17 protein-coding genes are annotated in these 20,243 nt (G+C 70.0%); 7 read left to right on the forward strand and 10 right to left on the reverse strand.

Going from position 1 to position 20,243, the window contains the following annotated elements; genetic code table 11:
* Nucleotides 1–33 precede the first annotated feature (33 nt).
* Genes JHD82_RS07845 through JHD82_RS07865 form a run of 5 tightly spaced genes read right to left on the reverse strand, consistent with a single transcriptional unit; the run spans nucleotide 34 to nucleotide 4,821 of the window.
* A complete protein-coding gene (locus tag JHD82_RS07845) occupies nucleotides 34–1,629 on the reverse strand; it encodes an urea amidolyase family protein (RefSeq protein WP_013800622.1) in 1,596 nt (531 codons plus the stop codon).
* A 9-nt stretch (nucleotides 1,630–1,638) separates the two neighbouring features.
* Nucleotides 1,639–2,397: a LamB/YcsF family protein gene (locus JHD82_RS07850; protein WP_012207525.1), complete on the reverse strand. Its 759-nt coding sequence runs from the start codon at nucleotides 2,395–2,397 to the stop codon at nucleotides 1,639–1,641.
* Nucleotides 2,398–2,431: 34 nt separating this feature from the next.
* Nucleotides 2,432–3,100, reverse strand: coding sequence for a pyroglutamyl-peptidase I (gene pcp, locus JHD82_RS07855; RefSeq protein WP_012207526.1), 669 nt, complete (start codon nucleotides 3,098–3,100; stop codon nucleotides 2,432–2,434).
* A 16-nt stretch (nucleotides 3,101–3,116) separates the two neighbouring features.
* Nucleotides 3,117–4,070, reverse strand: coding sequence for a DUF979 domain-containing protein (locus JHD82_RS07860; protein WP_043825613.1), 954 nt, complete (start codon nucleotides 4,068–4,070; stop codon nucleotides 3,117–3,119).
* Nucleotide 4,071: 1 nt separating this feature from the next.
* On the reverse strand, nucleotides 4,072–4,821 hold the full coding sequence (locus JHD82_RS07865) for a DUF969 domain-containing protein (RefSeq protein WP_012207528.1): 750 nt from the start codon (nucleotides 4,819–4,821) through the stop codon (nucleotides 4,072–4,074).
* A gap of 401 nt (nucleotides 4,822–5,222) precedes the next feature.
* Here JHD82_RS07865 and JHD82_RS07870 point away from each other — a divergent pair, with 401 nt between their 5' ends.
* From JHD82_RS07870 to JHD82_RS07885, 4 genes are all read left to right on the forward strand, one after another.
* A complete protein-coding gene (locus JHD82_RS07870) occupies nucleotides 5,223–6,389 on the forward strand; it encodes an ABC transporter substrate-binding protein (RefSeq protein WP_099732777.1) in 1,167 nt (388 codons plus the stop codon).
* An 82-nt stretch (nucleotides 6,390–6,471) separates the two neighbouring features.
* On the forward strand, nucleotides 6,472–7,497 hold the full coding sequence (locus JHD82_RS07875) for a tripartite tricarboxylate transporter substrate binding protein (protein ID WP_199135901.1): 1,026 nt from the start codon (nucleotides 6,472–6,474) through the stop codon (nucleotides 7,495–7,497).
* Nucleotides 7,498–8,553: a low specificity L-threonine aldolase gene (locus JHD82_RS07880; RefSeq protein ID WP_013800617.1), complete on the forward strand. Its 1,056-nt coding sequence runs from the start codon at nucleotides 7,498–7,500 to the stop codon at nucleotides 8,551–8,553.
* A gap of 71 nt (nucleotides 8,554–8,624) precedes the next feature.
* A complete protein-coding gene (locus JHD82_RS07885; RefSeq protein ID WP_012207532.1) occupies nucleotides 8,625–9,299 on the forward strand; it encodes a GntR family transcriptional regulator in 675 nt (224 codons plus the stop codon).
* A gap of 177 nt (nucleotides 9,300–9,476) precedes the next feature.
* On the opposite strand, the gene JHD82_RS07890 is transcribed toward JHD82_RS07885, so the two are convergent.
* The 3 genes from JHD82_RS07890 to JHD82_RS07900 all read right to left on the reverse strand — a co-directional run bounded on the left by JHD82_RS07890 (nucleotide 9,477) and on the right by JHD82_RS07900 (nucleotide 12,090).
* Complete coding sequence (locus JHD82_RS07890; protein WP_223275169.1) at nucleotides 9,477–9,932, reverse strand: DoxX family protein; 456 nt, start codon at nucleotides 9,930–9,932, stop codon at nucleotides 9,477–9,479.
* A complete protein-coding gene (locus tag JHD82_RS07895) occupies nucleotides 9,919–10,278 on the reverse strand; it encodes a DUF4148 domain-containing protein (RefSeq protein WP_012207534.1) in 360 nt (119 codons plus the stop codon). The genes JHD82_RS07890 and JHD82_RS07895 overlap by 14 nt, the downstream gene beginning before the upstream one ends.
* 150 nt (nucleotides 10,279–10,428) lie before the next feature.
* A complete protein-coding gene (locus tag JHD82_RS07900; protein WP_199135902.1) occupies nucleotides 10,429–12,090 on the reverse strand; it encodes an adenylate/guanylate cyclase domain-containing protein in 1,662 nt (553 codons plus the stop codon).
* A 126-nt stretch (nucleotides 12,091–12,216) separates the two neighbouring features.
* Between JHD82_RS07900 and JHD82_RS07905 the strand changes: the two genes are divergently transcribed.
* On the forward strand, nucleotides 12,217–12,924 hold the full coding sequence (locus tag JHD82_RS07905; RefSeq protein WP_199135903.1) for a Crp/Fnr family transcriptional regulator: 708 nt from the start codon (nucleotides 12,217–12,219) through the stop codon (nucleotides 12,922–12,924).
* Here JHD82_RS07905 and JHD82_RS07910 read toward each other — a convergent pair.
* Nucleotides 12,921–14,546, reverse strand: coding sequence for an ABC-F family ATP-binding cassette domain-containing protein (locus JHD82_RS07910; protein ID WP_199135904.1), 1,626 nt, complete (start codon nucleotides 14,544–14,546; stop codon nucleotides 12,921–12,923). The genes JHD82_RS07905 and JHD82_RS07910 overlap by 4 nt on opposite strands.
* Before the next feature lie 365 nt (nucleotides 14,547–14,911).
* A complete protein-coding gene (locus tag JHD82_RS07915) occupies nucleotides 14,912–18,052 on the reverse strand; it encodes an efflux RND transporter permease subunit (protein WP_199135905.1) in 3,141 nt (1,046 codons plus the stop codon).
* Nucleotides 18,053–18,435: 383 nt separating this feature from the next.
* Here JHD82_RS07915 and JHD82_RS07920 point away from each other — a divergent pair, with 383 nt between their 5' ends.
* Together JHD82_RS07920 and JHD82_RS07925 are read left to right on the forward strand one after the other, a co-directional pair.
* The gene (locus JHD82_RS07920; protein WP_016448779.1) at nucleotides 18,436–19,170 is read left to right on the forward strand and encodes a response regulator; all 735 of its coding nucleotides are present in this window, start codon (nucleotides 18,436–18,438) and stop codon (nucleotides 19,168–19,170) included.
* Nucleotides 19,167–20,240 (forward strand): ATP-binding protein, encoded by a 1,074-nt coding sequence (locus JHD82_RS07925; RefSeq protein ID WP_013800609.1) that lies wholly within the window; start codon nucleotides 19,167–19,169, stop codon nucleotides 20,238–20,240. Before JHD82_RS07920 ends, JHD82_RS07925 begins: the two co-directional genes overlap by 4 nt.
* The last annotated feature ends 3 nt before the right edge of the window (nucleotides 20,241–20,243 follow it).

The raw sequence follows: 20,243 nt of genomic DNA on the forward strand, positions 1-20,243 counted from the left end.
TTGCGGGCAGGCGCCACCGGGCGCTCCCCGCGTTCAGTTCTTGGATCCTTGCGCGCCGGGGGTGTATTCCTCGAAGGCGCGGATGGGGTTGAAGCGGATCCAGGCGCCCACGGGAATCTGGCCGGCCAGATCCAGGTGGTGCGGCGCCACGCAGCCGATGACGGGGTAGCCGCCCGTCAGCGGATGGTCGGCCAGGAACAGCACGGGCTGGCCGCTGGGGGGCACCTGGATGGCGCCCAGCGGCGTGCCTTCGCTGGGCAGCTCGCCGGCCACGGCGCGCTCCAGGGGCTGCTCGCCCGCCACGCGCAGGCCCACGCGGTTGGACTGCGGCGTGACCTGCCAGCGCTGCGCGGCCAGCAGGGCCACGGCCTCGGGCGTGAACCAGTCGGTGCGCGGGCCCAGCTCCACGTCCAGCACCACGTCCTGCCCGGTGGTGGGCAGGGATTCGGGCGGCAGCTCGGGTGCGGCCACGGCCTTGCGGTCTGCAGGCCGAACGGGCAGGACCTGGCCCACGGCCAGGGCGGCAGGGCCGACATTCGCCAGGGTGTCGGTGCAGGCGCTGCCCAGCACGGGCGTGACGGCAAAGCCGCCGCGCACGGCCACATAGCAGCGCGCACCGGCCACGGGCTGGCCCACGGTCAGCTGGTCGCCATCGGCCAGGGCCACGGCCTGGTAGCGCGGCACGCTCCAGCGCTGGCCGGACCCTGTGGTCACGGTCAGGGGCGCATCGGCGCCCGTGATGGCGACCACGGTCTCGCCCTGGCTTTGCAGCGACAGGCCACCGCCCACGGTCTCCAGCACGGCCAGGTCGCTGGCATTGCCGACCAGTCGGTTGGCAGCCTTGAAGGCTGCCTGGTCCATGGCGCCCGAGGCCGAGACGCCCTGCCCGGCCTGGCCCAGCCGGCCCCGGTCCTGGAACAGCGTCATCAGGCCCGTGGCCTTGACGCGCAGCGCGTTGCCTTCATGCGGCGCGGCCTGCGCCACGGCGGGCGCGGGCGCCTCATCCACCTGGGCCATGCCGGCCGCATCGACAAAGCGCACGCGGTAGCCGGGCTGCAGCAGCGCAGGCAGCTCGCGCGCGAGGTCCCACATGCGGGCCGAGGTGCGGCCTATCAGTTGCCAGCCGCCCGGGCTGGCCTGGGGATAGACGGCGCTGAACGTGCCGCCCAGCGCCACCGAGCCGGCCGGCACGCGCGTGCGCGGCGTGGTGCGGCGCGGCACGTTGAAGATCGGATCGCCCCCGCTGAGGTAGGCAAAGCCGGGCGCGAAGCCCGTGAAGGCCACGGCGTACTCGCTGCCGGTGTGGCGGCGCACGACTTCCTCGGGCGTGATGCCCAGCAGCTGCGCCACGTCGGCCAGGTCCTCGCCGTCGTAGTGCACGGGAATCTCGACCAGCACATTGCTGCGCTCGGCCCGCTGGCCCAGGTCGCGCGCGGCAATGCGGCGCACCAGCTCGGCCACGCCCAGCCTGGCGGGAGCGAACTGCACGAGCACGGTGCGCGCGGCCGGCACCAGCTCCTGCACGCCATCGATGGGCTCGCGCTGCAGCGAGCCCAGCAGGGCCAGGGTTTCATCCAGATCGGCCAGCTCCACCATCAGGGCCTGCCGGTTGACGGGTAGAAAACGCATGGTGTGCCCTCAGCCCACGAAGGAGGAAATGCGCACGCCCTCCTGCTCGAAACGTTCGCGCAGGTGGCGTGCAATGGCCACGGCACCGGGGCTGTCGCCGTGCACGCAGATGGAGTCGGCGGCAATGCGCACCAGGCTGCCATCGACGGCCTCGACCACGCCGTCGCGCACCAGGGACAGCATGCGCGCGGCGATCTGGTCCACATCGTGCAGCACGGCGCCCGGATCGCGGCGCGAGACCAGGGTGCCCTCTGGCGTGTAGCCGCGGTCGGCAAAGGCCTCGGCCACCACGGTCAGGCCCGCATCGCGCGCCCAGTCGATCAGCGGCGAGCCGGCCAGCGCCACCAGCACCAGGCTGGGGTCGATGGCGCGCATGGCCGTGATCACGTCGGTGGCCTGGCGCCTGTCATGGGCGATGGTGTTGTAGAGCGCGCCGTGCGGCTTGACGTAGCGCACCTCGGTGCCGGCCACGCGGGCCAGGCCCTGCAGCGCCCCGATCTGGTAGATGACGCCGGCCACCAGGTCGGCGCTGGCCACATCCATGTTGCGCCGGCCGAAGCCGACGAGGTCGGGATAGGACACATGGGCGCCCACCATGGCGCCGCGCTCGCGGGCGGCCTTGAGCGTCTCCAGGATGCCTGCCGGGTCGCCGGCATGGAATCCGCAGGCCACGTTGGCGCTGCTGACGATGTCGAGCATGGCGGCGTCGTCGCCCATGCGCCATCCGCCCAGGCTCTCGCCAAGATCACTGTTCAGGTCAATTTTCATCGTTCTCTCCTCGCCGGACTCGGTGCACAGACTCTCAGTGCAGCTGGCCGGCGTTTTCCTTCAGATCCTGGGTCACGGTCAGGGCCGTGCGAATGGTCTCGCGCACGGCAGCCACCTGGTCGGCCAGGCACATGCTGGGCATGCCCGGCTTGCGCGCTGCCTGCTCGGGCAAGGCCGGCACGTGGATGAAGCCGCCACGCGCGCCCGGCGCCGCCTTGCCCTGGGCCAGCCAGTGCATGAGCGCGAAAAACACGTGGTTGCAGACAAAGGTGCCCGCCGTGTTGGACACGGAAGACGGAATGCCGCGCGCGCGCAGGTTGTGCACCACGGCCTTGATGGGCAGCGTGGAAAAGTACGCGGCGGGCGCGCCGGGGATCACCACCTGGTCCACGGGCTGGCGCGCCGCATGGTCGGGAATGCGGGCGTCGTCGATATTGATGGCCACGCGCTCGGGCGTGAACTCGCTGCGGCCGCCGGCCAGGCCCAGGCTGATGACCAGCACCGGCTGCAACTGCGCAAGCGCCTCCTGCAGCTGGCGCAGCGACTCGCCGAACACGCAGCGCAGCTGCAGGCCGTGGACGATGGCGCCGGCCACGGTCTCGCCATGCAGGGCACGCGCCACTTCCCACGAGGGATTGACAGGGTCCTGCTCGAACGGCTCGAAGCCGGTCACCAGGATGCGCGGGGAAGTGGAATCGGTCATGGCACCAGTCCGTCCTTTAACGGAACATCAGGAAGTACAGCAGGAAGACATTGGCGGTCAGCAGGGCCAGGGCCGTGGGCACCTGGGCGCGGATCACGGCATTCTTGTCGATCTCCAGCAGCGCGGCGGGCACCAGGTTAAAGTTGGCCGCCATGGGCGTCAGCAGGGTGCCGCAGTAGCCCGAGAGCATGCCGATGGCCGCCATCACGGCCGGGTCGCCATGGTAGACGCCGACCAGGATGGGCACGCCCACGCCGCCCGTCATCACGGGGAAGGCCGCGAAGCCGTTGCCCATGACCACCGTGAACAGCGCCATGCCCAGCACGTAGACGGCCACGGCCACGAAGCGGATGTCCATGTTGATATAGGTGGTGGTCACATAGGCCACGGCCTTGCCCACGCCGGCGTCCGAGAACACCAGGCCCAGCATGCCCAGCATCTGGGGCAGCACCAGGGCCCAGCCCAGCGCATCGGTCAGGCGGCGCGATTCGCGCATGCCCTGGGCCGGCGTCTCGCGGGTCAGCCAGCAGGCCAGGCCCAGGGCCAGCACGCAGCCCACGCCCAGGCTCACCAGCGTGGTGGCCTTGGGGTCCAGCAGGGGCGTGCCGCCGAAGACCAGGTGCGAGGCGCTGAGCGTGCCCACCATGGTGATCAGCGGAATCGCCAGGGCCGGTGCGAACAGCTTGTTGCCCAGGCGCTTGGCGCTGGCCAGGTACTCGGCATCGCTGCGCGGCGCATGGCGGCCGCTGCCCACGCCGCCGAAGCCGGCGATCAGGGCCATGGCCACGGCGATCACGCCCACGACCACGGGCGGCAGTTCATTGCCCACCAGGAAGACGGCTGCATACAGCGCCCAGAACAGGCCGCTGGACCAGCGCTTGGGGTTGCTGGCATCGCGCAGCGTCATCACGGCCGTGACGGCCAGGACGAAGCCGACCAGGTAGTACAGGTGTTGGATGGTCAGCGTCATTTCAGGCTCCCTTGGCTTGGGTGGCGTTGGCGTTGGCTGCGTCGGCTTCGACACCGGCCTTGTACTGGGCCAGTTCGCGCTCCAGCATGCGGTCCAGGCGGCGCAGGCGCCAGGCATGGATCACGAAGGCGCAGATGGCCGTGGGAATGCCCCACAGCGCGACGTGGATGGGCTCGACCTCGATGCCGGCTTCCTTCAGGAAGGTGGTCATCAGCACGATGGCGCCGAAGGCCACGAAGATGTCCTCGCCGAAGAACAGGCCCACGTTGTCCGTGGCGGCCGAGTAGGCGCGCAGCTTGTCGCGCACCTTGGCGGGCAGGATGCCGAAGCGCGACTGGGTCGCACCTTCGGCCATGGGCGCCAGCAGCGGGCGCACCATCTGCGGATGCCCGCCCAGGCTGGTCAGGCCCACGGCGGCCGTCAGCTGGCGTGCGGCCAGGTAGACGATGAGCAGGCGGCCTGCGGTGGCCGACTTGATGGAGCTGATCCAGTTCTGCGCGTGCTGGCGCAGGCCATGGCGCTCCAGCAGGCCGATCACGGCCAGCGGCAGCAGGATGATCAGCGGCAGGTTGCGCGTCTTGATGAAGCCCGTGCCAATGGTGGCCAGCACCTTGTCGACGGGGAAGCCCGCCGCCAGTGCCGTGCCGATGGCCGTGACGATCACGACCAGCATGGGATTGAAGCGCAGCACGAAGCCCGCAACGATGATGGCCACTCCGATAAGCGGCCAGAGATTGACGTCAGTCAGCATGTTGATTCCCCCTTCACACCCCGGTGCGGAGCGACCGTCAAGCCGCCCCGCAGGCCCAACCCGGTGGCGTGGAGTGCGCAGCCAACCTGGTTTTGTTCAACAAAACAAAGAATTTGTCTTACAGAAACGAATTGTGAATAAGACAATCAGCGCATGCTGATAGTACAAACCCGCATATCGTTGCCCAAGGATTGAGCACGCACGGGGTTTTCAAATGTCAAAAACTATCGGATATTGAACATCCATAGAAGGCATTAACACAACAATGCCCCTGCCCCGGTATCGCCTGTGACGAGGCCGCCTCCTACAATGGGCCGCCCTCCCGGCCTGCGGCGCACGCGTGGCAGTCGGCGTGAATGGCACCTTCCTGCTCCCATCCCTTTTGTCCGAGCTCTGAATCCATGCAACGCCGTCAACTTGTTTCCCTGCTTCCCCGTGCTGCAGCCATCGCAGCGGTTCCCGCGCTGGCGCCGGCCTTCGTGCGCAATGCCTTCGCCGATGAGGCAGGCCTGTCCGCCAAGACCATCACCATCGGCTGCTCGGCCGCCATGAGCGGCCCGCTGGCCGGGTTCGGCACCGACATCAAGCTGGGCACGGAAGCGGCCATGGCGCAGATCAACGCGCGTGGCGGCATCCAGGGCCGCACGCTGCAGCTGCAGATGGTTGACGACGGCTACGTGCCCCAGCGCACGGCCGACAACGTGCGGCAGATGCTCTCCAAGGGCACGGCCTTTGCCCTGCTGTCCTGCGTGGGCACGCCCAACAACGCCGCCGTCATCCCGCTGATCGAGGAAGCCGGCGTTCCCTATGTGGCGCCCTTCACGGGCGCCTCGTCGCTGCGCAAGGCATCGCGCAACGTCTTCCATGTGCGCGCCAGCTACACCACCGAGGTCCGCCGCCTGGTCCAGCGCCTTGCGGGCATGGGGCTCAAGGGCATTGGCATCGTCTACCTGGACAACGCCTACGGCCGCGAAATGCTGGAGGACGCCACGCACGCCCTGGAGGCCGAGAAGATGGCACCCGCCGTGCAGGCGGCCATCGCCACCGATGGCAAGAATCTGGCCGATGTGTTGAACAAAGTGGAAGCGGCCCACCCCTCGGCCGTGCTGCTGGCCACGGCTGGCACGGTGTCGGTCGATCTGGTGCGCGGCCTGCGCAAGAGCGCGCCCGGCGTGCTGCTCACCGGCCTGAGCGTGACCCTGCCCAACGACAGCCTCAAGCCGCTGGGCGAGGACGCCCGGGGCATTGCCCTGACCATGGTCGTTCCCGCGCCGCACCAGGCCAAGCTGCAGGTGGTGCGCGACTACCAGGCCGCCATGCGCGCCCACGGGCAGCAGGAGTTCTCGCTGGGCACGCTGGAAGCCTATGTGAACACACGCGTGCTGGCCGAGGGCCTGGAACGCGCAGGCCGCGACCCCAGCCAGGCCAGGCTGCGCTCGGCGCTGGCCGGCATCCGCAACTGGGACATGGGCGGCTTCGTCATCGACTACAGCGGCCAGGCGCCCCATGTCGGCTCCAGCTTCATCGACCTGGGCGTGCTGGGCAATGCGGGGCGCTTCATCGGTTGATGAAGGCGGGTGGCTTGCGGGCCAGGCCGCTGGCGGATCGGCCCATCGTTTCTTCCTGTCGCTGCACCAAGGAGCCTTCGCCATGCCTGCCGAACGTCACCCACTTCCGCACCCCGCCTTGCACCCTGCTGCACGTCCCGCTTCCCACCGGGGCCTGCAGCGCCGCCTGCTCATCCTGGCAGCGGCTGCCCTGCCCGGCCTTGCGCTGGCGCAGAAATGGCCCGCACAGCCCGTGCGCATCGTCGTGCCCTACACGGCCGGAGGCGGCTCGGACAACATCGCCCGTGCGCTGGGCACGGAGCTGTCGCGCGAACTGGGCCAGCCCGTGGTCGTGGACAACAAGCCCGGCGCCTCGGCCATGCTGGGCGCCGAGCTGGTGGCACGCGCCGCGCCCGACGGCTACACGCTGCTCCTGGCCGACATGCCGCACACCATCACGCCCAGTCTCTACAAGACACCGTACGACGCGCTCAAGGACTTCACGCCCGTGGCCCTGATCGGCTCTTCGCCGCTGGTGCTGGCCGTCAACCCCAAGCTCAAGGCGCAGAGCGTGAAGGAATACATCGCGCTGGCCAGGGCACGGCCCGGCCAGATCAACTTCGCCTCGGGCGGCACGGGCACGGCCACGCATCTGGCAGGCGAGCTGTTCAAGCAGCAGACGGACACCTTCATCACCCACATTCCCTACAAGGGCTCGGGCCAGGCCGTCGCCGACGTGGTGGCCGGCCATACCGAGAGCATGTTCTCCTCGGCCCCCACCGTGATCCCCCATATCAAAAGCGGCGCGCTGCGCGCCCTGGCCACCACGGGTGCCCAGCGCTCGCCGGCCCTGCCCCAGGTGCCCACGATGGCCGAAAGCGGCGTGCGCGGCCTGACCGTGCTGCACTGGTTCGGCCTGCTGGCGCCTGCCCGGTTGCCCCCCGGCATACAGACCGCGCTGCACGATGCCGTGGCCCGCGCCATGGCCACGCCCGCGCTGCAGGCCAAGCTGCAGTCCCTGGGGCTGGAACTGACGCCCCGCACTGCGGCGGAGTTCGGCGCCCAGATGGAGACCGACGCCGCACGCTGGGCCCGCGTCATCAAGGAACGCAACATCAAGGCGGACTGAATGCCCTCCCTGCACCATCACCACGACGCCGTTGACCTGCGCAGCGACACCGTCACGCGCCCCACGCCGCAGATGCTCGAAGCCATGGCCTGCGCCCCGCTGGGCGACGACGGCCTGGACGGCGACCCGACGGTGCGTGCGCTGGAAGAGACAGCCGCCCAGCGCTTTGGCAAGGCCGCAGGCCTGTTCGTGGCCAGCGGCACCATGGGCAACCTCGTGGCCGTGCTCGCCCATGGCCGCATGCCCGGCGAGGTGCTGGCCGAGGCCGGCAGCCATCTGCTGAACGCCGAGCGCGCAGCCGCAGGCCTGACCGGCATGCACTACCGCAGCCTGCCCGGCGACGGCGGCCTGATCGCCCTGCCCGCGCTGGAGGCGGCGCTGGACACCTCGGCATCCGCACGCTGCCCCAGCGCCCTCGTGGCCGTGGAGAACACCCACAACGCACGGGGCGGCAGCGTGGCGGCGCCCGAGTCGCTGGCGGCCCTGCATGCCCTGGCCGCCCGCCATGGCGTGCCCGTGCACACCGATGGCGCGCGCCTGTTCAATGCCGCCGTGGCACTGGGCCTGTCCTGCCGCGAGATCGCCGCGCACACGGACTCGGTCACCGTCTGCCTGTCCAAGGGCCTGTCGGCTCCGGTGGGCTCGGTGCTCATGGGCCCGGCCGACTTCATCACGCGGGCGCGCGGCATACGGCGCATGCTGGGCGGCACCATGCGCCAGGCCGGCGTGATCGCGGCGGCGGGCCTGGTGGCGCTGGAGCACATGGTCGATCGCCTGGCCGAGGACCACGCACGCGCCCGCCGCCTGCACCAGGGCCTGCGCGCCATCCACCCGGCATGGTGCGCGGCCGAACTGCCGCAGACCAACATCGTGCAGGTGCGCGTGGGCACCAGCGCGGCCGATGCGCGCCTTTGGGAGGCACGCCTTGCCGAAGCCGGCGTGCTGGTGCGCACGGGCAGCGCAGGCCTGCTGCGCCTGGTCACGCACCGCCACATTGACGACGAGGCCGTGGACAGCACCCTGCAGGCCTTCACCCGGCTGCACCACGACAACTGAGCACCGCGCGAGGCCGGCAGGAGTGCCGGCCCTGGCTACACTGCCCATCGAACCTTGCATCCCCCATCACCATGACCCGCAGCACCGATATCCTCAACCTGACCGACCGCGTGACCGAGCAGCTGCGCAGCAAGCTCATCGATGGTGCCTGGGAGCCCGGGCAAAAGCTGTCGGAGGCCTCACTCAGCGAAAGCCTGCAGATCTCGCGCAACACGCTGCGCGAGGCCTTCCGGCTGCTGACCAAGGAGGGGCTTCTGGTGCACGAGCCCAACAAGGGCGTGTCGGTGGCGGCGCCCAGCATTGCCTCCATCATCGACATCTACCGCGTGCGCCGCATGGTGGAGTGCCAGGCGCTGGCCCAGGCCTATCCCATGCACCCGGCTCGCAGCCTGATGCGCGAAGCCGTGGAGGCAGCGCAGCGCCACCGCGAGGCGCAGGACTGGTCGGGCGTGGGCACGGCCAACATGAGTTTCCACAAGGCCGTGGTGCAGCTGGCCGACAGCGAGCGCCTGGACACCATGTTCGAGCACCTGCTGGCCGAGCTGCGGCTGGCCTTCGGCCTGCTGCGCGACCCGCACTTCCTGCATGCCCCCTATGTGGACATGAATGCGCGCATCCTGCAGCAGTTCGAGGACGGCAAGCCGGCCGAGGCCGCTGCCGCGCTCAATGACTACCTGGTGCATTCGGAGCGGCTGATCCTGGCCGCCTACGCCCGACGCCTGGCTGAGAAGGGCATCAAGGTGTGAAAACAATAGACACCCCCTGAGGCGCTTACGCGCCTTCCCCCTCTCTACTCGCTTCGCGAGGGAGGGGGACGACACCCTCGGGGCGGGGCGGCCCTTCCTCGGTGTCCCTGGCTTTTCGGGCGCGCCGGTTTCATGGGCTATGGGTAACGCACAGCGCCAGGGATCACTGGCTCGTGCTCAACGCGAGGCCTTGCGCCGTGCGTCCAGGCTCCAGCGCGCCACGGGCGCCAGCATCAGTTGCACGAATCCCCCGGCGATCGCCAGGTTCTTCAGGAACTGCACCAGCTGGCCCTTGTCGCCGAACTGGTTGTGGAACATCAGCGCCGACATGACGCTGAACACGGCCATCACGGCCGCGGCCTCGCGGGTGCGCCAGCCCAGCAGCAGGGCCGTGGCCACGCCCAGCTCCACCACCAGCGCCATGGCATACGACAGCATGGGCAGCGGCAGGCCCGCCTTGGCGATATAGGCCATGGTGCCCTCCGGCCCCATCAGCTTGCCGATGCCGCTGTAGATGAACAGCAGGCTCAGCAGCACCCGGGCCAGCAGCGGTGCGAAGTCGGCCCAGGGCGATGCTGCGGCGTGGGCAGCGCGATGCGTGGCGGCGCGCGTCATCGCATCAGCCCGGGACACGGCCGGAGCCCTGGCCTTCGGCCGCCTTCACCGAGCCGCCCAGGCGCTGCACTTCGGCCAGGTACTCGGGGCCGCTGCGCATGCGCTGGTACTGGGCCAGGCGCTGCTGGTAGTCGGCATCCCAGTGGTTCACGTCGGACTCGCGGTAGACGTTGAGGCCGGCGCGGTTCCACAGGGCCAGGTCAGCCTGCACTTCGGCGCGCGACAGCGCGGGGCCGGAGGCGACGGGCTCTGCGCCGAACCAGGTTTCTGCAGATACAGTGGCGGCCGGTGCGGCCGAGGCCATGCCCGACCACAAGGCGGAGGAAAGGGAAACGATGGCGAAGAGGGTCTTTGCGTGCTTCATGGCGAATCCTTTGTCAAATCCTGCAGCGCGTGATTGCGTTCTGCATGGCTGCAGTCTCGTCTTCGCCCGCCTGCGCGTCAGTGCCTAAACGCACAGCTTTGCGCAAACTCTCCGGCTCCCGCGCTCACCGTCCACGCCCACCATCCACGCTCACGGCCACTGCAGGCCGGGCCGCGCCACATGCAGGGCCTGCAAGGGCTCGGAGCGCCCGCGCACCTGCACCTGCCGGACTTCGCCCAGGCCATCGGCCACGCCCGCGCGGCGCGCCACCTCCAGCGACAGCACCAGCCGCGCCTGGGCGCTCTTGGTGTATTCCTGCAGGCGGCTGGCCGTGTTGACCACCTCGCCCACGGCCGTGAAGGTGGTGGTGTGCTCGAAGCCCACGCGCCCCACGGCGGCGCGCCCCGCATGCAGGCCCATGCCGAAATCCACCGGCTGGCCGAACTGCGCCTCAAAGGTGTGGCTCCATTCCTGCATGCGCCGGTCGATGAGGGCGCTGGCCTGCACGGCCTGGCGGCAGGCCGTGTCCAGGTCGGTGTCCAGGCCGAAGATGGCCATCACGCTGTCGCCGATGAACTGGTTGGCCATGCCGCCGCTGTCGTGCACGGCCTGGCCCACGCGCTCGAAATACTGGTCCAGCACCCAGGACAGGTCCACGGGCCATTGCCGCTCGGCCAGGCCCGACCAGCGGCGCAGGTCCACGAACAGGATGGCCACCGCGCGCACTTCGCGGACCTCGCGCTGCCCGTCGCCCCGCCCGGCCTGGGCGGCTGCCGGCGAGCGGAACAGCGGCGCCACCTGCACATCGCCCGTGGGCCGCAGCTGGCAGGCCAGCCGCACGTCCTGCGGCGCGCCCACGCGCTCCAGCGTCAGGCGCTCGTCCCGCCCCGGCGCAGGCAGGTGGGCCGCCGGGCCGGACACGCGCACCCGGCAGGTGGAGCAGCGCGCCCTGCCGCCGCACAGCGACAAATGGGCAATGCCATGCTCGCGGCTGGCTTCGAGCACGCTCATGCCCTGGGCCACCTGCACGGTGCGGCCCGGATAGTGCAGCAGCACCTGGCGGGCGCCGCGCAGGCGCATGCGCCGCCACAGCCAGGGGCCGGCCAGCAGCGCGGCCAGACAGGCCAGCCAGCCCTGGCGCAGCCCGGCCGTCAGCGCGCGCAGCCACTGCGATGCCTCGGGCGAGGGGCCGGCCGGCGCTGGCAGGCCGGCCGCCGCGATCTCGCGCGCCATGGAGACGATGCCCAGCGCCGCCAGCACGGGCAGCAGCACGGCGGCCGTGAGCAGCAGCGGCTGCCAGCGCCGCCACCAGCCGCGCGCACGCAGGGCCATGTGCAGGCCCATGCAGCCATGGGTCCAGGCGGCCGTCATCAGCAGCAGCTGGATGGCCATGCTGGACGGATTCCAGGAAGAACGCACGATGCGCGCATACGAGGGGTCCACACCCCAGGCCTCCTGCGCCAGCCGCGTGGCCGGCACGTGCAGGGCCAGCAGCAGCGGCAGGCCCAGTCCCAGCAGCAGCCGCACGGCCTCCAGCGCCGGCATGCGCAGGCTGCGCCGCCGCGCCAGCGCCTGCAGCGCCAGCCCCATGTGCGCGGCCAGCGCGCCGTAGAGCAGCAGGCTGCCGGGCAGGGATCGCCACACGCCGTGGACCAGCTCGCGCACGGCCTCGGCCGTGCCCAGCGAGACCAGGCCCAGGGAGTGATTGAACAGGTGCAGCGCCGCATAGGTCCACAGCACCAGGCCGGTGGACCAATGAAGGCTGCGCAGGGACGGCAGAGCCGGCAGAACCGGATGAGGGACACGGGCCATGGAAAGCGATGATGCGCCCGACGGCGGAAGAAGACAGGAGAAGACCGGAAGAACGGCAGCTTGAAGGAACTTAGGCCGGGCCTGGCCGATCCAGAATCTTTGTACCTTACGCCCGCTATTGGTTCCATGGTCCATCCCACCCAGCCCTCCAGTTTCGCCCTGCGCGGCATCGCCCTGTTCGAGGGCCTGGGCAGCGCCAGCCTGGACCGCATCGCCGCCGACTGCGAATGGCGCCCGCTGCAGGCCCGCCAGCCCGTGTTCAGCCGCTGCTCCACGGGCAGCGACGTGTTCTTCCTGGTCAGCGGGCGCGTGCGCATCACCACCTATTCGCCGGGCGGGCGCGAGGTCAGCTTCCGCGACTACGGGCCCGGCGAGCACTTCGGCGACCTGGCGGCCATTGACGGCCAGGCCCGCTCCACCGATGTGGTCACCCTGGAATCCTCGCTGCTGGCCAGCCTGTCGCGCCAGGACTTCCTGGCCCTGCTGGCGCGCGAGCCCGCCGTTGCCCTGCGCATGATGGAAGGCCTGGCCGGCCTGGTGCGGCGGCTGACCGACCGCGTCATGGAACTGAGCACCCTGGGCGTGCCCACGCGCCTGCACATGGAGCTGCTGCGCCTGGCGCGGGAGGCGGGCGTATCGCCCGAGCACACGGCCCTCATCAGCCCCGTGCCTTCGCACTCGGTGCTGGCCAGCAAGATCAGCACCAACCGCGAGCAGGTCACGCGCGAGCTGGGCGCCCTCACCCGGCGCGGCCTGCTGCGCAAGGAGGGGCGCCAGGCGCTGCTGGTGACCGATGTGCGCGCACTGCAGGCGCTGATAGCGCAGGAAAGCTAGGCGGACTCCATTCGCCAGCCCTGCGGCGACCACACCAGGCGGTCGGTCAGACCGATGGCCTGCAGAAAATCCTCGTCATGCGAGACCACGACCAGCGTGCCGGCGTAGCCGCGCAGCATGACCTCCAGCGCCTGCAGGGAAGGCAGGTCCAGGTGGTTGCAGGGCTCGTCCAGCAGGAGCAGGGGCGCGGGCGGCTCGGCATGCAGCGCGCAGGCCAGGGCGGCCTTGAGCTGCTCGCCGCCGCTGAGCCGGCCCGCGGGCTGCTCCACCTGCCGGGCCGCCAGTCCGAGCCAGGCCAGGCGCGTGCGCAGCACATCCACGGGGGTGCCGGGGCAGGCGTCCTGCAACTGCTCCATCACCGTGCGCCCGGGCTGCAACAGGGACAGGCGCTGGTCCAGGTAGGCACAGGCCTGCATGCGGCGCACCTCGCCCGCCTGGGGCGCAAGGCGGCCCGACAGCACATCGAGCAGGCGCGTCTTGCCGCAGCCGTTGGGCCCCGTCACGGCCAGGCGCTGGCCACCGTACAGAGACAGGTTCAGGCGCGGCCCCGTGGAAAACGAAAACGGCAGCAGCACATCGTCCAGCAGCGCCACCACGTCGCAGGGAGCACCGGCCGGGGGCGGCGCCTGCATGCGGATGCCGGCCTGCAGGTCGATCTGGCGCGCCGCCTCGCGCACGCGCTGGTCCAGCGCCTCGCGCGTGTCCGCATGCTGGCGGCGCAGACGGCCGGCCGACGCCTCGCTGCGCTCCTTTTGCCGGTCCAGCAGAATGCGCGCCTGGTTGGCCTCCTGGCCCTGGCGGCGGCCGCGCGCCTCGCGGCGCTGCTGGCGCTCCTGCTGCTCGCGCAGCTGCTGCGTTTCGCGGCGCCGCTCCAGCTTGCGCTGCTCCAGCAGTTGCACCGCCGAGGCCATCTCGCGCGCCCTGGCTTCGGCATAGAAGGCGTAGCCGCCGCCGTAGCTGCGAAGCCCCTGCGGCGACAGCTCCACGATGCGTTCCATGCCCTGCAGCAGACTGCGGTCATGGCTGACCACGACCAGGCCACCGGGCCAGCGCTGCAGTTGCGCGGCCAGTGCCTGGCGGCTTTCGCGGTCCAGGTGGTTGCTGGGCTCGTCCAGCACCAGATGGTCGGCGCCAGACAGCAGCGCGCCCGCCAGCGCCACGCGCATGGCCTCGCCGCCGCTGAGGGCGTGGCCCGGCGTGTCGGCACGCAGATGGCCCAGGCCCGCCAGCTCCAGCTGGGCCTGCAGGCGCTGGCGCAGATCCCAGCGGTCGGCCAGCAGTTCGAAGTCCCGGGCATCGCAGCTGCCGCCCCCGATGCGCGCCAGCGCCTCCAGCGCGGGCTGCACCCCGGCCAGCGCCGCCACCGAAGGCTGGTCATGCCAGTCCGTGCGCTGGGCCAGGTACAGCACCTGCCCCGAGCGCAGGCAGCGGCCCTGCGAGGGCGCATCCAGCCCGGCCAGGATGCGCGCCAGCCGCGACTTGCCCACGCCGTTGCGCCCCACCAGGCCGGTGCGGCGGTGGTCCAGGGTGTCGGAAAGATCGGAGAAAAGGGGGCTGCCATCGGGCAGCACGCAGGAAACGCCGTCGAGCGTGATCGTGGTATTCGTCATATCGCAGTTCATGGATGCCAACGCAGTTCCTTGCCGCTTTGCATGCATTGCGCGTGCGGTGGGCAGGGTCGGGAAAAGCGGGCCGCTGGGACAGCGGCAGCATCAATGGCGCATGGGACGAATACCTCCTGCAATGGCGAACGAAGCCGCCATTATAGAAATCATGGGACGGACGTGCTGGCCGTGCCGGAGGGGGCGCCACCGGCGCCACGGCGGCCGGCATGCGCACCTGCATTTGAACGCGGCGGCTCGGGCCCGGTGGGCCCGGCCTGCCGCTTAGGGGCTGCAGGCGCCGATGGCGCGCAAGGGTTCAAAGACTGTGCCGGCGGGCGGCCCTGAAAGCACAGGGCGTTGAGCGCGATCCAGAGAGGCATGGTTCAGGTTCCGGGGTCGGCAGCAGGCGGCGGCCGGCGCGCGCTGCCGCGCGGCCCGGCGATGCGCCGCTGCCATTCAAGGACGAAGACGAAGAAGACGGGCACGAAGAACACGGCCAGCACCGTGCCGCTGACCATGCCGCCGAACACGCCCGTGCCGATGGCGTGCTGGGTCTCGGCGCTGGCGCCCGATGCCAGCATCAGCGGCACCACGCCCAGCGCAAAGGCCAGCGAGGTCATGAGGATGGGCCGCAGCCGCAGGCGCGCGGCCTTGATGGCGGCCTCGCGCAGGTCCTGGCCTTCCTCGCGCAGCTGCTTGGCGAACTCCACGATCAGGATGGCGTTCTTGGCCGACAGGCCGATGATGGTGATCAGCCCCACCTTGAAGAACACATCGTTGGGCATGCCGCGCAGCAGCACGGCCGCCACCGCGCCCAGCAGGCCCAGGGGCACGACCAGCATCACCGACAGCGGGATGGACCAGCTCTCGTACAGCGCGGCCAGCACCAGGAAGACCACCAGCATGGACAGGGCCATGAGCAGGGGCGCCTGCGCGGCCGACTGGCGCTCCTGCAGCGACTGGCCGGTCCAGGCCACGGCAAAGCCGGGCGGCAGCTGGGCCGCCAGCCGCTCCATCTCGGCCATGGCCGCGCCGCTGGACGTGCCGGGCGCAGGCGTGCCCGAGATGCGCGACGCCAAAAAGCCCTGGTAGCGCACCAGCTGCAGCGGCGTCTCCGACCACACGGACGTGGCGAACTCGGCCAGCGGCACCATGCCGCCCGAGGCATTGCGCACATTCAGCCGGAGCACGTCCTCGACCTGCATGCGCGCGGGCGCGTCGGCCTGCACGATGACCTGCTGCATGCGCCCGGCGTTGGGGAAGTCGTTGACATACAGCGAGCCCATGGCCGTGGACAGCGTCTCGCTGATGGCGGCAAAGCCCACGCCCAGGGCCTGGGCCTTCTGGCGGTCGATCTCCAGCCGCACGCTGGTGCCCGAGGGCAGGCTGTCCTGGTAGGCCGAGCCCAGCACGCTGCTGCTGCCGGCCAGCGCCAGCAACTGGTCGGTGGCCGACTTGAGTGCGGCATGGCCCTGGCCCGTGCGGTCCTGCAGGTACATGGTGAAGCCCGAGGAGGTGCCCAGCTCGTCGATGGCCGGGGGCTGCAGCACCATGATGGCGCCCTCGGGCGCATGCTCCATGGCCTTTTGCGCGAGCGAGACTTCCTCGCCTGCCGTGGCGCCGTCGCGCTGGTCCCAGTCCTTGAGCGTGGTGAAGGCCATGGCCGCGTTCGGGCCTGAGCCCGCGAAGCTGAAGCCCAGCACCGAGATGCTGGAGGCGATGCCGGGGCGCTGCGCCACGTGCTCCTCATAGCGCTTGACCACGTCCAGCGTGCGCTCGGCCGTGGCATCGGCCGGCAGCTGGATGGACGCCATGAAGTAGCCCTGGTCCTCCTCGGGCAGAAAGGCCGAGGGCAGCTGGCGCAGCGCAAACACCAGGATGGCCACGATGGCCGCGAACAGCAGCATCATGCGGCCCGTGCGCCGGACCAGGCCCGTGACATGGGCCTCGTAGCGGTTCGTCAGCCGCTCGAAGCCGCGGTTGAACCAGCCGAAGAAGCCCTTCTTCTCATGGTGGCCCGCCGCCACCGGCTTGAGCAAGGTGGCGCACAGCGCCGGCGTCAGGCTCAGGGCCAGGAAGGCCGAGAACAGGATGGACACGGCCATGGACAGCGTGAACTGCTGGTAGATCACGCCCACCGAGCCGCTGGCGAACGCCATGGGGATGAACACCGCCGTCAGCACCAGGGTGATGCCGATGATGGCGCCCGTGATCTCCTTCATGGCCTTGAGCGTGGCATCGCGCGGCGACAGGCCTTCCTCGGCCATGAGGCGCTCCACGTTCTCCACCACCACGATGGCGTCGTCCACGATGATGCCGATGGCCAGCACCATGCCGAACATGGTCAGCACGTTGATGGAAAAGCCCGCCACCAGCATCACGGCGAAGGTGCCCAGCAGCGCCACGGGCGCCACGATGGCCGGGATCAGCGTGTAGCGCAGGTTCTGCAGGAACAGGTACATCACCAGGAAGACCAGCACCATGGCCTCGACCAGGGTCTGCACCACCTTCTCGATGGAGATCTTGACGAAGGGCGCGGTATTGAACGAGATGGTGTGCTCCATGCCCCGCGGCAGGATGGAGGCCAGCTCGGCCATGCGCTTTTGCACGGCAGCGGCCGTTCGCACGGCATTGGCGCCCGGCGACAGCTGCACGGCGGCGCTGGTGGCGGGCTTGCCATCCTCGCGGTTGGAGAAGGCATAGGACTGCGCGCCCAGCTCCACGCGCGCCACGTCGCCCAGCACCAGGCGGGAGCCGTCGGCATGGGCGCGCAGCACGATGGCCGCGAACTGCTCGGGCGAGGTCAGCTGGCCCTGCACGGTGAGCGGCGTGGTCACGCGCTGGCCCGGGGCGATGGGCGCATCGCCCACGCGGCCCGGGGCGATCTGCATGTTCTGCTGCTGGATGGCCTGGGTGAGGTCGCCCATGGACAGCCCGTAGGAGATCAGCTTGGCCGGATCGACCCAGACGCGCATGGCGCGCTCGGTGCCGAACAGCTGCACGCGGCCCACGCCCTCGATGCGCCGCAGCTCCTCCACGATGCTGCGCGCCATGTAGTCATTGAGTGCCAGCTCGTCGAACTCGCCGCCCGGCGAGATCAGGCCCACCAGCAGCAGAAAGCTCGACGTGGCCGACTCCACCTGCAGCCCGTTCTGGCGCACGGCCTGCGGCAGGCGCGGCTCCACGGCCTTGATGCGGTTTTGCACATCCACCTGGGCCAGCTCGGGGTTGGTGCCGGGCTTGAAGGTGGCCTTGATCTCGGCCGAGCCCGAGGTGTCCACCGAGGACTCGAAGTACAGCAGGTGGCGGACGCTGGACAGCTCGCGCTCGATCAGCGAGACCACGGAGTCATTGAGCGTCTTGGGCGTGGCGCCAGGATAGGTGGCATACAGGCTCACCGTGGGCGGCGCCACCGTGGGATAGCGCGAGATCGGCAATTGCGGAATGGCAAGCACGCCCAGCAGCACGATGAACAACGCGATGACCCAGGCAAAGACGGGCCGGTGAATGAAGAACTGTGGCATGGACGCGAGGTCTGGTTTTCAATGCACGCCAGGGCGCGCTGCGGAAAAAATACGGCGCCTGGCGCCGACACATCTGAGGGGCCATCCGGATGCAAATCCAGATTGCCAGGAGGCATGGGGATGGAGGAAACTCCTGCCGGTGCGGCTTCGGCCTGCGGCGTGTTGCCGCCAGGGCCATTCATTCATGGAGCCGCTGCAAAGCCAACAGCTCTCCCACCCGCTCATACGGCATTGCCGCTGTGACTTCATATTCAGGGATTTGTTTCGCATGCCGGCCAATTGCGGCGGCACAGGGAAACAGCTTGCGTTCTTTCGATGGCATTTCGGCCCGGGAAATGTGGAAGAACGATGGAGATGAACACAGCCCCCGCCGCGACCCCAAAATGGCTTCTATCATTGCCCAGCCCTTGCCTTTCCAGCCATCGACATCGCTCATCCTCGTTGCCGAGGACGAGCCCGAGATCGCAGACATCCTGTGCGCCTACCTGGCCCGCAGCGACCTGCGCACCGTGCATGCCGCCGATGGCCAGCAGGCCCTTGAACTGCACCACCACTTGAAACCCGATCTCGTTCTTCTCGACGTGCAGATGCCACGCCTTGACGGCTGGCAGGTGCTGTCCGAAATCCGCCGGCGCGGCGACACGCCCGTCATCATGCTCACCGCACTCAACCAGGACGTGGACAAGCTCATCGGCCTGCGCATTGGCGCGGACGACTACGTGGGCAAGCCCTTCAATGCGGCCGAGGTCGTGGCGCGCGTGCAGGCCGTGCTGCGCCGCTGCGGCCAGGGCCGGCTCCGCGATACCAAGCTGCTGCAGGCCGGTCCCTTTCGCGTGGACCTGGACAGCCGCGAGGTCAGCGTGCAGGTGCAGGGCGCCACGCATGTGCCCGAACTCACCGTGACCGAATTCAACCTGCTGGCCAGCCTGGTGCGTTCGCCCCGGCGCGTGTTCAGCCGCGCCGAGCTGCTGCTGAGCTGCCTGCCCGAAGGCCACACGCTGGAGCGCACCGTGGACAGCCACATCAGCAAGCTGCGCAAGAAGCTCGAAGGCCTGGGCCTGCAGGGCATGCCCGACAGCGTGCGCAGCGTGGGCTACCGGCTGGGGATGGACCCATGAGCGCAGCGGCCGGGCTGCGCCGGCAGGTGGTGCTGACCATGTCGGCCGTCACGCTGGCCGTGGTGGTGCTGTGCGTGCTGGGCTCGTACGCCTTCTATGCGCTGCTGCTGACCTTTCACCCGGCCAGCGTCTCCGACGGCTGGATGCCCTCCAGCGTGGAGCTGGCCTGGGTGCTGCTGACGCTGGTGGTGGCCATGCTGATCGCCATCTTCGTGGCCACGCGGCTGTCGCGGCGCATCCTGCCCTCGCTGGACTCGGTGGCCATCAGCCTGCGCCAGCTGGCCGAGGGCGACCTCTCGGCGCGCGCCAGCACGGACGACAGCGCGCTGCACGAGGCCGCGCAGCTGGTGCACGACTTCAACAGCCTGGCCCGGCGCCTGGAAGGCATGGCGCAGGAGCGCGCCTTCTGGAGCGCGGCCATCGCCCATGAGCTGCGCACGCCCGTGACCATTCTCAGCGGGCGGCTGCAGGGGCTGTCCGACGGCGTCTTCCTGCCCAGCAAGGACATGCTGGCCAGCCTGATGACCCAGGTCGAGGGGCTGACCCGCCTGATCGACGACCTGCGCCTGCTGGGCCTGCAGGAAAACGGCCATCTGCAATTGCAGCTGCGCCAGACCTGCCTGGCCGGCGAGGTGCGCTCGGTGGCCCTGGCCGTGGGACCGGCGCTGGAGCAGGCGGGCCTGCAGCTGGCGATGGAGCTCGATGACCAGCCCGTGGTCTGCGACCCCGTGCGCATACGCCAGGCCCTGCTGGCCCTGCTGGAAAACGCCATGCAATATGCCCAGCCCGGCCCGCTGCTGGTGGCCGCGCGCGTGCGCCACGGCCTGTGCACCGTGCGCGTGGAAGACAGCGGCCCCGGCGTGGCGGCCGACCTTGCGCCGCGCATCTTCGACGCCTTCCAGCGCGGTGAAGGCGCCCGCAGCCGAAGGAATGCCAGCGTGGGTGCAGGCAACGGCAGCGGACTGGGCCTGGCCGTGGTGCAGGCCATTGCCCAGGCCCATGGCGGGCGGGCGCAGTGCCTGCCGGGCGAGCGTGGCGGCGCGCTGTTCGAGCTGAGCTGGCCGGCCTGACCT

The organism is Delftia sp. ASV31, from assembly GCF_016428765.1.
Classification (GTDB): domain Bacteria; phylum Pseudomonadota; class Gammaproteobacteria; order Burkholderiales; family Burkholderiaceae_C; genus Comamonas; species Comamonas acidovorans.

Bases quoted from the DNA above. Each gene is read 5' to 3' on its own strand.
- JHD82_RS07885 (WP_012207532.1), top strand. From the start codon at position 8,625: ATGACCCGCAGCACCGATATCCTCAACCTGACCGACCGCGTGACCGAG.
- JHD82_RS07900 (WP_199135902.1), bottom strand. From the start codon at position 12,090: ATGGCCCGTGTCCCTCATCCGGTTCTGCCGGCTCTGCCGTCCCTGCGC.
- JHD82_RS07865 (WP_012207528.1), bottom strand. From the start codon at position 4,821: ATGCTGACTGACGTCAATCTCTGGCCGCTTATCGGAGTGGCCATCATC.
- pcp (WP_012207526.1), bottom strand. From the start codon at position 3,100: ATGACCGATTCCACTTCCCCGCGCATCCTGGTGACCGGCTTCGAGCCG.
- JHD82_RS07895 (WP_012207534.1), bottom strand. From the start codon at position 10,278: ATGAAGCACGCAAAGACCCTCTTCGCCATCGTTTCCCTTTCCTCCGCC.
- JHD82_RS07860 (WP_043825613.1), bottom strand. From the start codon at position 4,070: ATGACGCTGACCATCCAACACCTGTACTACCTGGTCGGCTTCGTCCTG.
- JHD82_RS07845 (WP_013800622.1), bottom strand. From the start codon at position 1,629: ATGCGTTTTCTACCCGTCAACCGGCAGGCCCTGATGGTGGAGCTGGCC.
- JHD82_RS07875 (WP_199135901.1), top strand. From the start codon at position 6,472: ATGCCTGCCGAACGTCACCCACTTCCGCACCCCGCCTTGCACCCTGCT.
- JHD82_RS07925 (WP_013800609.1), top strand. From the start codon at position 19,167: ATGAGCGCAGCGGCCGGGCTGCGCCGGCAGGTGGTGCTGACCATGTCG.
- JHD82_RS07870 (WP_099732777.1), top strand. From the start codon at position 5,223: ATGCAACGCCGTCAACTTGTTTCCCTGCTTCCCCGTGCTGCAGCCATC.
- JHD82_RS07905 (WP_199135903.1), top strand. From the start codon at position 12,217: ATGGTCCATCCCACCCAGCCCTCCAGTTTCGCCCTGCGCGGCATCGCC.
- JHD82_RS07920 (WP_016448779.1), top strand. From the start codon at position 18,436: ATGGCTTCTATCATTGCCCAGCCCTTGCCTTTCCAGCCATCGACATCG.
- JHD82_RS07880 (WP_013800617.1), top strand. From the start codon at position 7,498: ATGCCCTCCCTGCACCATCACCACGACGCCGTTGACCTGCGCAGCGAC.
- JHD82_RS07910 (WP_199135904.1), bottom strand. From the start codon at position 14,546: ATGAACTGCGATATGACGAATACCACGATCACGCTCGACGGCGTTTCC.
- JHD82_RS07850 (WP_012207525.1), bottom strand. From the start codon at position 2,397: ATGAAAATTGACCTGAACAGTGATCTTGGCGAGAGCCTGGGCGGATGG.
- JHD82_RS07915 (WP_199135905.1), bottom strand. From the start codon at position 18,052: ATGCCACAGTTCTTCATTCACCGGCCCGTCTTTGCCTGGGTCATCGCG.